This is a genomic window from Pseudomonas sp. GW821-FHT04C07 (assembly GCF_059420325.1).
The window spans coordinates 172,324-184,477 of record NZ_JBWKTM010000004.1 but is presented as its reverse complement, the minus strand read 5'-3'; the positions used below and the strand labels follow the sequence as shown (position 1 = coordinate 184,477).

Genomic DNA, 12,154 nt, shown 5'->3' with positions numbered 1-12,154 from the left:
CACGGCTACGGACCTGGCGGGACGGGCAGAGCCTTTAACCTAGCTCTGATTGGGGAATCTGGCTAATAACCGGACTCTATGGACAAGTCCAGGGTTCCGAACTCGGCTATCATGCGCCGGTTTTCGTGACAGGCTTTGCTTTAGGGTCTGGACATCGCGCAGTGGCTGAATTGTTCGCCAACTGCCCAGGAGTATGAATGAACACCCTCTTTATGCATTGCCGGCCCGGCTTCGAAGGCGAAGTCTGTTCCGAGATATCCGAACTCGCCGCGCGTCTGAATGTGGCCGGTTATGCCAAGGCCAAGGCCAGCAGTGCCTGCGCCGAGTTTGTCTGCACCGAAGACGATGGCGCCGAGCGGCTGATGCACGGTCAGCGTTTCGCCGAGCTGATCTTTGTGCGGCAATGGGCCCGCGGCATGTTTATCGACTTGCCGGAAACCGACCGTATCAGCGTGATTCTTGCTCATATGGCAAGGTTCCCTGTCTGCGGCAGCCTATGGCTGGAAGTCGTCGATACCAATGACGGTAAAGAACTGTCGAATTTCTGCAAGAAGTTCGAAGGCCCGTTGCGCAAGGCGCTGACCAGTGCCGGAAAACTGGTGGAAGACGCTGGCAAACCTCGACTATTGCTGACCTTTAAAAGCGGTCGCGAGGTGTTTCTCGGTCTGGCTGAAAGCAACAACTCAGCGATGTGGCCGATGGGGATCCCACGTCTGAAGTTCCCCCGCGAAGCGCCAAGCCGTTCGACGCTGAAGCTGGAAGAGGCCTGGCACCATTTCATCCCCCGCGATCAGTGGGACGAGCGCTTGCACAGCGACATGACCGGTGTCGATCTCGGTGCCGCACCTGGCGGCTGGACCTGGCAACTGGTCAATCGCGGGATGCTGGTGACCGCCATCGACAACGGCCCGATGGCTGAGAGCTTGATGGACACAGGGCTGGTTCAACATTTGATGGCTGACGGTTTCACCTTCAAACCCAAGCAACCAGTGGACTGGATGGTCTGCGATATCGTCGAGAAGCCTGCGCGCAACGCGGCGCTCCTGGAAACCTGGATTGGCGAGGGGCATTGCCGGGAAGCGGTGGTAAACCTGAAGCTGCCGATGAAACAGCGCTACGCGGAAGTAAAGCGCTTGCTCGAACGTATCGAAGAAGGCTTCAAGGAACGCGGCATCCGCGTCGCCATTGGCTGCAAGCAGCTGTATCACGACCGCGAAGAAGTGACCTGCCATTTGCGTCGTCTGGATGTGAAAAAGCCGAAATCCCGCTGAGCCTTTCGCGGGCAAGCCCGGCTCCCACAAGGTCGGCGCAGGATCTGTAGGAGCCGAGCTTGCTCGCGATGAACGATGACGCGGTTTGCCTGATGCACCTCGCCGCCTGCATCGCGAGCAAGCTCGGCTCCTACATTAGGTAAAACGCCACAGATGACTCGACACCCGGCTTTGCGCGACAATGCCGGCCAGTTTCAGGAGTGAAGTATGAGCCAAACCATCGATACGCCCGTCGACGCGATCCTCGACGCCACCGGCCTCAACTGCCCGGAGCCGGTGATGATGCTGCATCAGCACATCCGCGACCTGCAGCCCGGCGGCCTGCTCAAGGTGATCGCCACCGATCCGTCGACCCGTCGCGACATCCCCAAGTTCTGCGTGTTTCTCGACCACGAACTGGTAGAGCAGCGGGAAGAGGCGGGCACCTACCTGTACTGGATTCGCAAGAAGCTCGATTAACCCCTCGAGCGGCTGATCCGGATCCGCTTGCGTGCACTGCGTGTCAGGCGGATCGACAGCATCAGTGCCGCGCAACTCAAACCGACGATCAAACCTTGCCACAGCCCGCTCGGGCCACTGGCAGTACCGAGCCAGTCGGTCAGGCCCAGGGCGTAACCCACCGGCAAGCCAATCCCCCAGTAGGCGAACAGCGTCAGGATCATCGTCACCCGAGTGTCCTGATAACCGCGCAAGGCGCCGGCCGCAGTCACCTGAATCGCATCCGAGAACTGGAACAACGCCGAATAGATGATCAGCATCGACGCGACCTGAGTCACCATCGGGTCGGCGGTATAGATCGCCGCGATGTGCTCACGCAGCAGCAACATCATGCTGGCGGAGATGCAGGCATAGGCCAGCGCCGTCCCCATGCCGACACCGGCGGCAAAGCGCGCCTCACGGGGCTCTTCACGCCCCAGTGCCTGGCCGACACGCACGGTCACAGCCATTGCGAGGGAGTAGGGGATCATGAACACCAGCGAGCTGAAGTTCAGGGCGATCTGGTGTCCTGCCACTACCGTGGCGCCGAGGCTGCCGATCAACAGGGCGATCACCGCGAAAATGCTCGACTCGGCGAACACGGCAATACCGATTGGCAGACCGATGCTCAGCAGGCGCTTGATCACTGCCCATTGTGGCCAGTCGAAACGACTGAACAACTGGCTCGACTGATACGCCGGTGCCCAGCGGGTCCAGCCCGCCATGCCGAGCATCATCACCCACATCACGATTGCCGTGGCCCAGCCGCAACCGACACCGCCCATGGCCGGCACGCCGAGGTGGCCATAAATGAACACATAGTTGAGCGGAATATTCAGCGCCAGCCCGCACAGACCCAGCACCATGCTCGGGCGGGTGCGGCCCATGCCATCGCTGAAGCAGCGCAGCACATGGTAGAGCGCAACGGCTGGCAACCCGGTGGCAATGCCGCGCAGGTATTCCATGCAAGGGCCGATCAATTCGGGATCGACCTTCATTACATGCAAAACCGGCTCGGCATTGAACAGTATCAGTGTCGCCATCAAGCCGACCACCAACGCCAGCCATAACGCCTGACGCACAATCGGGCCGATCTCGCCGTGAGTGCCGGCCCCGAAACGTTGCGCGACTTTCGGCGTCGTCGCCAGCAGCGTACCAGTCATCAGCAGGAACACTGGCACCCAAATCGAGTTGCCCAGCGCCACCGCGGCCAGATCTCGCGGCCCGACACGACCAGCCATCACCGCATCGACGAAGCCCATCGCGGTAGTGGCCAGCTGCGCGATCATGATCGGCAAGGCCAGGCCGAGCAGATTACGCAGCTCAAGACGAACCCGGGCAGGGCGGTTGAGGGAAATAGCAGCGGGGCTGTCAGTCACGGAATTCACAAGCGAAGCGTCCAGAGGTTTTGATGCGCAAGGCGGCGCATTCTACGCCTTGACACAATGGTCAGGAAAACTCCTGTGTTGCGGATTTGTAAGTGAGGAAAAACACATAGCTTCAATGCAGCTGCTACGGGAGGGCATGCAACTGAGTTCTTCGCGTCACTGGCCCCTCACCCTCAACTACGCCTACACTGCGGCTCCGCGAAAGGAGCCTGCCATGCTGATTGTTGCCGACGAAAATATCCCGCTGCTCGATGCCTTCTTTGCCGGTATCGGCGAAATCCGTCGCTTGCCGGGGCGCGCGATCGACCGCGCCGCCATCGAGCAGGCCGATGTTCTGTTAGTGCGCTCGGTGACCAACGTCGACCGTGCGCTGCTCGAAGGCAGCAACGTACGCTTTGTCGGCACCTGCACCATCGGTACCGATCACCTGGATCTCGATTACTTTCAGCAGGCTGGTATCACCTGGTCCAGCGCTCCGGGTTGTAATGCCCGTGGCGTAGTTGACTACGTTCTCGGCAGTTTGCTGACGTTGGCGGAAATCGAAGGCACTGACCTGAGCCGACGCACTTATGGTGTGGTCGGCGCCGGTGAAGTGGGTGGTCGGCTGGTCAAGGTGCTACGAGGGCTGGGCTGGAACGTGCTGGTTTGCGATCCACCACGGCAAGCCGCTGAAGGGGGTGATTACGTCAGCCTGGAACAGATTGTCGAGCAGTGCGATGTCATCAGTCTGCACACCCCGCTCAGCAAAAACGGCGATCTGCCAACCTGGCACTTGTTCGATAAAACACGGTTGAGCCAACTCAAATCCGGCACCTGGCTGATCAATGCCAGCCGTGGCCCGGTAGTGGACAACGCTGCCCTGCGCGAAGTGCTGCTGCAGCGTGAAGACCTGCAAGCGGTGCTGGATGTCTGGGAGGGCGAGCCGCAGGTCGATGTGGCGCTGGCTGATCTTTGCGTGCTGGCCACCCCGCATATCGCCGGCTACAGCCTCGACGGCAAACAACGCGGTACCGCGCAGGTCTATCAGGCGTTTTGCGAGTACCAGGGGCAGACGCCTCAGGTCCGTCTCGATCAATTATTGCCCGCGCCGTGGTTGGCTGAAGTCAGCCTGAATGCCAGCAGCGATCCGGGCTGGGCTTTGGCCATGTTGTGCCGTGGCGTTTACGACCCGCGCCGTGACGATGCGGATTTTCGTCGTAGTCTGGTGGGCAGCGTGCAAGAGCAGCGCGCGGCGTTTGATGCCTTGCGCAAGCATTATCCAGAGCGGCGGGAGATTGATGGACTGACGGTAAGGATCAAGGGGGAGTCGCATGTCCTGCGCAATATCGTATTGGCGCTGGGGGCGGTGGCAGTCTAGGAAGCGGATTGACCCCATCGCGAGCAAGCTCGGCTCCTACAGGATTTCGGTGTTTTTGCAGGAGCGAGGCTTGCCCGCGATGGGTCGCGCAGCGGCCCCAAAAAGTGCCCAGAAAAAACCCGGCATCAAGGCCGGGTCAAGAGGACGTGAGGCTATGTGTCAGTCTTGCTTGGCAGGCTTGACCAATCGTTGCTCCAGTTCGCGGCAAGCGCTCTGGATCATGTCTTCAGTGATCGGTACTTCGCGCCCTTTAGCGTCGATAATTGAGCAACCCAGAGATTGACCTGGCTGGGTGCGGATCACTTGAATTTTGTCATCGCTGCTATGTTGCAAGGACATGGCCTGTCTCCTCATCAGGTTGTGTGCCTACTCTAAAACCGCCAGGTGACCAAGCTGTGACAACTCCCTACAGGATTCACAAGCGGCGTCCTCAGTCCATCAGAAATGTCCTTGAACTTCCAGACAGACTTTAGACCAATAACATCTAGGGTCTATTGTCAGAGGTCATATTTAACCTGACTCATTGTGATTTACAGAGAACCGGCGGATTGGTCGGTGTAGGCTTGGTGGCGTTTATCCTTTCTGGTTGTGCTATTGGATGATCTTCATGCTCTCTTCCCGTCACCGCCGCGCGATCCGCCTGGCCACTCATTTCATTGCGCCGTACCGCTGGCCGGCGTTTGGCGCTTTGTTCGCCCTGATCGTTACCGCCGGCATCACCTTGTCCATGGGGCAGGGCATTCGCCTGCTGGTGGATCAAGGCTTCATGACCCGGTCGCCGCACCTGCTCAACCAGTCCATCGGTTTGTTTCTGATGCTGGTGATGGGGTTGGCGGTGGGCACCTTCGTGCGTTTCTATCTGGTGTCCTGGATTGGCGAGCGTTGCGTGGCGGATATTCGCCGGCAGGTGTTCAACCATTTGATCTACCTGCACCCGGGCTTCTATGAGGACAACCGCAGCTCGGAAATCCAGTCGCGGTTGACCGCCGACACCACGCTGCTGCAATCGGTGATCGGCTCGTCGCTGTCGCTGTTCCTGCGTAATGCCTTGATGGTCATTGGCGGCATCGTGCTGCTGTTCATCACCAATCCCAAACTCACTAGTATCGTAGTGGTTGCCTTGCCGCTGGTGTTGGCGCCGATCCTGATCTTCGGCCGCCGGGTGCGCAGCCTGTCGCGTTTGAGCCAGGACCGTATCGCCGATGTCGGCAGTTACGTGTCCGAAACCCTTGGACAGATCAAAACCGTGCAGGCCTACAACCATCAGGTGCAGGATGAGCAACGCTTCGCGGTGACCGTTGAAGAGGCGTTCGACACTGCGCGTAAACGCATCATGCAGCGGGCCTGGTTGATCACCCTGGTGATCATGCTGGTGCTCGGTGCTGTTGGGGTGATGCTCTGGGTCGGTGGCATGGACGTGATCGCCGGGCGCATTTCCAGTGGTGAACTGGCGGCCTTTGTCTTTTACAGCCTGATCGTCGGCGGTGCCTTTGGCACCTTGAGCGAAGTGATCGGCGAGTTGCAGCGGGCGGCGGGTGCGGCCGAGCGGATTGCTGAATTGTTGCGTTCGGAAAACATCATCCAGGCGCCGGTCACCGGGCGGGTCCAATTGCCGGAGCGTGTCGAAGGTAATCTGGTTTTGCAGGACCTGCGTTTCTCCTATCCGTCGCGCCCGGAAAGCTATGCCATCGACGGACTCAATCTGACCATCCAGGCCGGCGAAACCCTGGCGCTGGTCGGGCCTTCGGGTGCTGGCAAATCAACCGTTTACGATCTGCTGCTGCGTTTCTACGACCCGACGCAGGGCCGCATCCTGCTTGATGGGCACCCACTGACCCGGCTCGACCCCATGGACCTGCGCCGCTGTTTTGCGCTGGTTTCGCAAAGCCCCGCGTTGTTTTTTGGCAGCATCGAAGAGAACATCCGCTACGGAAATCCATCGGCGACCCTGGCCCAGGTGCAAGAAGCGGCAAAAATTGCCTACGCTCATGAATTCATCGAGAAAATGCCCCACGGCTACCAGACCCACCTCGGCGACAGTGGCCTGGGTCTCTCCGGCGGACAGCGCCAGCGCCTGGCAATCGCCCGGGCGCTGCTGGTGGACGCGCCGATCCTGTTGCTGGACGAAGCCACCAGTGCCCTCGACGCCCAAAGCGAACACTTGATCCAGCAGGCCCTGCCAAGCCTGATGAAAAACCGCACCACCCTGGTCATCGCCCATCGCCTGGCCACGGTCAAAAACGCTGATCGTATTGCGGTGATGGATCAAGGAAAACTGGTAGCGATCGGCACCCATCAGGAGCTGATCGCCAGCAATACGCTGTATGCACAGTTGGCGGCGTTGCAGTTTAATGATGGCAAGCCTGAACTCGATGTCCGACCGTGAATGATCGTTCCCGCGCAGAGCGTGGGAACGATCAATCTACAGGATCATTGATCATCAAAATACCGCTCATGCCAGTCCACAAGTGGTTGTGGGGCGTTGAGTTTCTGGCCGTAGATCACCGAGTAGGACAGCACGTTTTGCACATACTGGCGGGTTTCGTCGAAGGGGATGCTTTCAACCCAGACATCGAAGCTCAGGTGATCGGCGCCTCTGAGCCATTGCCGAACGCGGGCGGGGCCTGCGTTGTAGGCGGCGGAGGCGAGTACCCGGTTACCGTTGAACTGGCTGTGGACCTGGCTCAGGTAGGCGGCACCGAGCTGGATGTTCTTGTCCGGGTCCAGTATTTGCTGCGACGAGGCCAGGGGAATGCTGAATTTTCGCGCGGTTTCCCTGGCGGTAACGGGCATCAGTTGCATCAAGCCGCTGGCGCCGACACCGGAGCGAGCGTCGTCCATGAACGCGCTTTCCTGGCGAGTGATAGCGAACACCCAGCTTGAATGCAGGCCGCGGATCCTGGCTTCTCGCACCAGGGTCTCGCGGTGGGCCATCGGGAAGCGAATGTCCAGATCATCCCAGTATTGCGCCTGGCTGATGGTACGGATCGCCGGGAAGTACCATTTCAGGTCGTAGGCCAGTTTGGCCTGAGCGACCATTTCGTCACGGTTGAAGCGACGGCTGACGTGGTACCACTCGCGGCGCCCGTCGACGATCTGGCCACGGGCATGGAATTCCAGGGCGCGACGCACGCCCGGGGTGTTGCGGACCTTGTTGATGATCGCCTGGCTGAGCACCAGGGGTTTGTTGATCAGCGAATACGGCGACTGTGCGCGATCGGCGGCGAGGAAACCGTAGAAATCGCGCTCATGAGCGAGGTTCTTATAAAGGACCAGCGCTTCCGGATTCTGCGGCTGAGCCAGTTCCAGGCTGCGAGCCTGCCAGTAACGCCAGCGGTTGGTGGTGGCCAGGTCCTGCGGCAGTCTGCGGGTCAACTGATAGGCGTCATCCCAGCGCGCCAGGCGCAACAGCAAACGCAGGCGCCATTCGGAGACGGTGTTGTCACGCAGTTCAGGGTCGTACTTGGTCATCACGTCGAGGGCACGGCTGTCGAATCGCCGCGCCAGAGTCAGGCCGATTTCCCGGGCGATTGCCACTTTTTCGTCACGTGAGAAGTGCATACTGCTGGCATAGCTGTCGAGCAGGCTCATGGCGATGTCCGGATCCTGGCGTGCCAGGCGGCGCAGGCCCAGACCGACGACGTCGGACATGGCTTCATCGACGGGCGTGAAGCGCGATGGCTGGCTGAGCAGTTCCGGTCGCTGGGCGACGTCGATCAGCAATCTGCCCTGCGGGGCGAGGGTGGTCATGCTGTTGACCAGGCTCTTGGCCAGCGGGTAGTTGCGGGCGTCGGCGGCCAGCTTGGCGCGCTGCCAGCGTTTCTGTTCGGTCAGCTGACCTTCTGCGGCCCACTGAGCGAACAGTGCGTCGCAAGCGGCGGGCTGGGACTTTCCTGTCAGCCAGAGCTTTTCAGTGTTGGCATAGCCTGCGGCCTTGAGGTTGTGGCCCAGCTGATATTGAGCATTCAGACAGTCCAGCTCGGTGAAATTGAGCTTGGGGTCGTAGTATTTGACGAAAGGTTGCCAGTCGCCACGCTCGGCCAGCCAGCGTAGCCAGCGCAGTTTCATCCAGTTGGCTTGCGGCAGGTCACCGTGTTCGGCGAGGAATCTCTCGATCTCGTCGTTGCTGGCGGTTTTCAGTCGGGCGGTCAGTTCGTCGTAGGCCAGGTACGGCTCCAGCGGGTAATCGCTGAGCGCTTGGCTGTATCGGAAGTACGGGCCCGAATCACCCTTGGCCAAGGCGCGCTTGGCTTCATCGTAATACTGGCGTTGTTGCGACAGGTCCACCGCCTGGGCGGATTGCACGGTAGTGGCAGAGAGAAGCAGACAAGATAAAAAGCTGAAAAGGCGACTGCGCATGAGACGTCCGGGCAGAGAAAACGTGGCAAGTGCCGACGGTGCCAACACTGATTGCCTGTAGCTTAGCCTTTTGCCAGCAGCCGGCGAAAGCTTTGCCGGTCCGCCGGTGCAAGTTCCGGGTAATTGTTGTTCAGGGTGCTGCGAAGATGAAAATGCCGGCCGCATCAAACCTCAAGTCAGGTAGAATGCGCGCCCGATTTTTGGAGAAGCTCATGACCCTGCTCAAATTCAGCGATGTGTCCCTTGCTTTCGGCGCTATGCCGTTGTTGGACAAGGTGTCCTGGCAGATCGCCCGTGGTGAGCGGGTGTGCATCATCGGCCGCAACGGCACTGGCAAATCCAGCATGATGAAGCTGGTCAAAGGTGACCAGAAGCCCGATGACGGCTCCGTCTGGCGCGCGCCGGGGCTCAAAATCGGCGAATTACCGCAAGAATTGCCACTGGCCGACGAGCGGACTGTGTTCGACGTGGTTGCCGAGGGCCTGGACGGCGTCGGCGAGCTGCTCGCGCAGTATCACCACCTCAGCCAGAACATCGTCACTGACGCTGATCTGGACAAGCTGATGCACGTCCAGCACGACCTCGAAGCCCGTGACGGCTGGCGCTTGCAGCAATTGGTAGACAGCACCTTGAGCCGTCTGCAACTGCCGGCCGACAAGACCCTCGCCGAATTGTCCGGCGGCTGGCGTCGTCGCGTCCTGCTGGCTCAGGCGCTGGTATCGGAACCGGATCTGCTGCTGCTCGACGAACCGACCAACCACCTGGACATTGGTGCGATTGCCTGGCTCGAAGAGGCGCTGAAGGATTTCCAGGGCGCCGTGCTGTTCATCACGCACGACCGTTCATTCCTGCAAAACCTGGCGACCCGGATCCTCGAACTGGACCGTGGCGGCCTGATCGACTGGAACGGCGACTACGCCAGCTTCCTGGTTCACAAGGAAGCCACTCTGGCAGCCGAAGAGACCGCCAACGCCTTGTTCGACAAGCGCCTGGCCCAGGAAGAAGTCTGGATCCGTCAGGGCATCAAAGCCCGTCGCACCCGTAACGAAGGCCGCGTTCGTGCCCTGAAGGCCCTGCGCGTTGAGCGTAGCGAGCGTCGTGAGCGTACCGGCAAGGCCAACATTCAGCTGGACACTGCCGACAAGTCCGGCAAGCAAGTGATGGTCCTCGAGAACGTCAGCTTCGCTCACCCGGATGGCCCGTTCCTGATCAAGGATTTCTCCATGGTCCTGCAGCGCGGCGACCGTATCGGTCTGCTGGGTGCCAACGGTACTGGCAAAACCACATTGCTGAAGCTGATGCTCAGTGGTTTGCAGCCTACCAGCGGTAAAGTTGAGGAGGGCACGCGAATCGATGTGGCCTATTTCGACCAACTGCGCCATCAGCTGGATCTGGAAAAGACCGTGATCGATAACGTCGCCGAAGGTCGCGACTTCATCGACATTGACGGCCAAAGCCGCCACGTTCTGAGCTACCTCGGCGACTTCCTGTTCAGCCCGCAGCGTGCCCGCACGCCGGTCAAGGCGTTGTCCGGTGGTGAGCGTGCCCGTTTATTGCTGGCCAAGCTGTTCAGTAAGCCGGCCAACTTGCTGGTACTCGACGAACCGACCAACGACCTGGATGTGGAAACCCTCGAACTGCTGGAAGAGGTCCTGCTGACCTTCCAGGGTACAGTCTTGATGGTCAGCCACGACCGGGCATTCCTCGATAACGTGGTCACCAGCACCCTGGTCTTCGAAGGTGAAGGCAAGGTTCGTGAATACGTCGGTGGTTATCAGGACTGGCTGCGTCAGGGCGGTTCGCCGCGTCTGTTGGGCGTGACCGAGAACAAGTCCGGCAAAGCCGAGCTGAACTCTGCGGTCGTTACTGCCGCACCTGCGCCAGTGGTTGCTCAAGAAGCACCAGTGGCCAAGAAAAAGCTCAGCTACAAACTGCAGCGCGAACTGGAAGCCTTGCCAGGCGATATTGAAGCCAAAGAGCAGAAAATTGCGGGTGTCGAGGCTGAAATGGCGGATGCGGGCTTCTATCAGCGTCCTGCCGCACAGACTGCTGCGGTAATCGCTCAGCTTGAGCAATTGCAGGCTGAGCTCGAAGTGTTGGTCGAGCGTTGGGCAGAGCTGGATGCCTGATTGATCTGCTAGCTGTATAAAAAAGCCCGGCCTTACCTATGTGAGCGCCGGGCTTTTTGTATGAAACACGGTTTCCCCTGTAGGAGTGAGCTTGCTCGCTCCTACAGGGGCTAGGGTTCAGCTCTTGACCAGTCGCACAGCAAGTACATCGCAGGGTGCGCCGTGCAGGACGTCATTGGCGGTGGACCCGAGCAGCAGCGCCAGCCCATGTCTGCCGTGGCTGCCGACGACAATCAGGTCGCAGCCTTGCTCCTTGGCCAGATGATGGATCTCCTGGCGTGGCTGGCCGTAGGTCAAATGGCTGTTGGCCTTGGTGGCCTCCGGGTATTTCAGGATCAATCGCTCAAGACGCTCTTTGGCCTGATCGAACTGTTGTTGCTGCAATTGCGAGAGGTCCATCGGAACATCGCCGCCAAAAGCCATGGCCATGGGCTCGACAATATGGACCAGTGAGAGTTTGGCGCCGCTGCTGACTGACAGTTCACGAGCGCGCTTGATGACAGGGTCGCATTCTTCAGTGAGGTCAACAGCGACCAGGATGTGTTCATAGGACATGGACGGCGCTCCGGAGGATTGCGATGACGGTAAGTATGGCTGGTTTCAAGCGGATTGGTTTCAGTGTGGCGCAATCCGCTCCTCAAGAATCGGGAGTACACATATGACGGTCTGGATAGTGGTGTCAATCCTTGCGTTGGTTCTGAGTCCGCTGGCCTGGTTGCGACCTTCGCGCCATCAGAGCGGGCGGATGGCTCTGCGCATGGAGGCGCGACGCATGGGTCTGGCCATGCAACTGGCCCCTCAGGAATGGCCGCACTGGCTGGAGCCGGAGCCGCCGAGCCCTTGCGGCCAATACCATCGGCCGCGACGCAGCGTTCAAGCGGCGTGCTGGAGTTATTGGCAGACAGCGCCGGGTGTCTGGGTCAATCAGTGGCGAGAAGTTTGTCAGGATGATGCGTTGCTGGAGCATTTCAAAACGTTGCCGGCCAATGTGTTCAAAATCGAAGCGGACAAGCAAATGATTGCGTTGTATTGGGGGGAGAAGGGCGAGGCTAGTGTTTTGCAGGATATTGCAGCTGTTCTCAAAGCGCTCGCCTGAAAGCATTTCCCTGTAGCAGCTGCCGCCAGGCTGCGTCCGGCCGCGAAGCGGTCGTAAAACCGGTATCCCGAATCTTT

The 12,154-nt window shown here is 59.7% G+C and carries 10 protein-coding genes; 6 read left to right on the top strand and 4 right to left on the bottom strand.

Annotated elements, in window-relative coordinates; translation table 11 throughout:
* Positions 1-197 precede the first annotated feature (197 nt).
* Both rlmM and tusA read left to right on the top strand, forming a co-directional pair.
* Complete coding sequence (gene rlmM, locus AC07UI_RS09905; protein ID WP_494992318.1) at positions 198-1,271, top strand: 23S rRNA (cytidine(2498)-2'-O)-methyltransferase RlmM; 1,074 nt, start codon at positions 198-200, stop codon at positions 1,269-1,271.
* 219 nt (positions 1,272-1,490) lie between these two features.
* Positions 1,491-1,730: a sulfurtransferase TusA gene (tusA, locus tag AC07UI_RS09900; protein WP_419118550.1), complete on the top strand. Its 240-nt coding sequence runs from the start codon at positions 1,491-1,493 to the stop codon at positions 1,728-1,730.
* On the opposite strand, the gene AC07UI_RS09895 is transcribed toward tusA, so the two are convergent.
* Positions 1,727-3,136 carry an MATE family efflux transporter gene (locus tag AC07UI_RS09895; protein WP_494992317.1) on the bottom strand — a complete coding sequence of 470 codons (1,410 nt, stop codon included), beginning with the start codon at positions 3,134-3,136 and terminating at the stop codon, positions 1,727-1,729. The genes tusA and AC07UI_RS09895 overlap by 4 nt on opposite strands.
* Before the next feature lie 214 nt (positions 3,137-3,350).
* Between AC07UI_RS09895 and pdxB the strand changes: the two genes are divergently transcribed.
* Entirely contained in the window at positions 3,351-4,493 is a 1,143-nt protein-coding gene (pdxB, locus tag AC07UI_RS09890) for a 4-phosphoerythronate dehydrogenase PdxB (protein WP_494992316.1), read from the top strand.
* A 159-nt stretch (positions 4,494-4,652) separates the two neighbouring features.
* Here the strand turns inward: pdxB and AC07UI_RS09885 are convergent, their stop codons facing one another.
* Positions 4,653-4,832, bottom strand: coding sequence for a PA1571 family protein (locus AC07UI_RS09885; RefSeq protein ID WP_494992315.1), 180 nt, complete (start codon positions 4,830-4,832; stop codon positions 4,653-4,655).
* Positions 4,833-5,100: 268 nt separating this feature from the next.
* Here AC07UI_RS09885 and AC07UI_RS09880 point away from each other — a divergent pair, with 268 nt between their 5' ends.
* Positions 5,101-6,879: an ABC transporter transmembrane domain-containing protein gene (locus AC07UI_RS09880; RefSeq protein ID WP_494992314.1), complete on the top strand. Its 1,779-nt coding sequence runs from the start codon at positions 5,101-5,103 to the stop codon at positions 6,877-6,879.
* A gap of 44 nt (positions 6,880-6,923) precedes the next feature.
* Here the strand turns inward: AC07UI_RS09880 and AC07UI_RS09875 are convergent, their stop codons facing one another.
* Positions 6,924-8,852 (bottom strand): transglycosylase SLT domain-containing protein, encoded by a 1,929-nt coding sequence (locus AC07UI_RS09875; protein WP_494992313.1) that lies wholly within the window; start codon positions 8,850-8,852, stop codon positions 6,924-6,926.
* Between the two features lie 212 nt (positions 8,853-9,064).
* Between AC07UI_RS09875 and AC07UI_RS09870 the strand changes: the two genes are divergently transcribed.
* Positions 9,065-10,981 (top strand): ATP-binding cassette domain-containing protein, encoded by a 1,917-nt coding sequence (locus AC07UI_RS09870; protein ID WP_494992312.1) that lies wholly within the window; start codon positions 9,065-9,067, stop codon positions 10,979-10,981.
* 117 nt (positions 10,982-11,098) lie between these two features.
* Here AC07UI_RS09870 and AC07UI_RS09865 read toward each other — a convergent pair whose 3' ends face one another.
* Entirely contained in the window at positions 11,099-11,536 is a 438-nt protein-coding gene (locus tag AC07UI_RS09865) for a universal stress protein (protein WP_494992311.1), read from the bottom strand.
* Positions 11,537-11,639: 103 nt separating this feature from the next.
* Here AC07UI_RS09865 and AC07UI_RS09860 point away from each other — a divergent pair, with 103 nt between their 5' ends.
* Positions 11,640-12,077: a hypothetical protein gene (locus AC07UI_RS09860; RefSeq protein ID WP_494992310.1), complete on the top strand. Its 438-nt coding sequence runs from the start codon at positions 11,640-11,642 to the stop codon at positions 12,075-12,077.
* The last annotated feature ends 77 nt before the right edge of the window (positions 12,078-12,154 follow it).

Excerpts from the sequence above, each read along its gene's own strand:
- rlmM (WP_494992318.1), top strand. The coding sequence starts at position 198 with ATGAACACCCTCTTTATGCATTGCCGGCCCGGCTTCGAAGGCGAAGTC.
- pdxB (WP_494992316.1), top strand. The coding sequence starts at position 3,351 with ATGCTGATTGTTGCCGACGAAAATATCCCGCTGCTCGATGCCTTCTTT.
- AC07UI_RS09885 (WP_494992315.1), bottom strand. The coding sequence starts at position 4,832 with ATGTCCTTGCAACATAGCAGCGATGACAAAATTCAAGTGATCCGCACC.
- AC07UI_RS09880 (WP_494992314.1), top strand. The coding sequence starts at position 5,101 with ATGCTCTCTTCCCGTCACCGCCGCGCGATCCGCCTGGCCACTCATTTC.
- AC07UI_RS09875 (WP_494992313.1), bottom strand. The coding sequence starts at position 8,852 with ATGCGCAGTCGCCTTTTCAGCTTTTTATCTTGTCTGCTTCTCTCTGCC.
- AC07UI_RS09870 (WP_494992312.1), top strand. The coding sequence starts at position 9,065 with ATGACCCTGCTCAAATTCAGCGATGTGTCCCTTGCTTTCGGCGCTATG.
- AC07UI_RS09865 (WP_494992311.1), bottom strand. The coding sequence starts at position 11,536 with ATGTCCTATGAACACATCCTGGTCGCTGTTGACCTCACTGAAGAATGC.
- AC07UI_RS09860 (WP_494992310.1), top strand. The coding sequence starts at position 11,640 with ATGACGGTCTGGATAGTGGTGTCAATCCTTGCGTTGGTTCTGAGTCCG.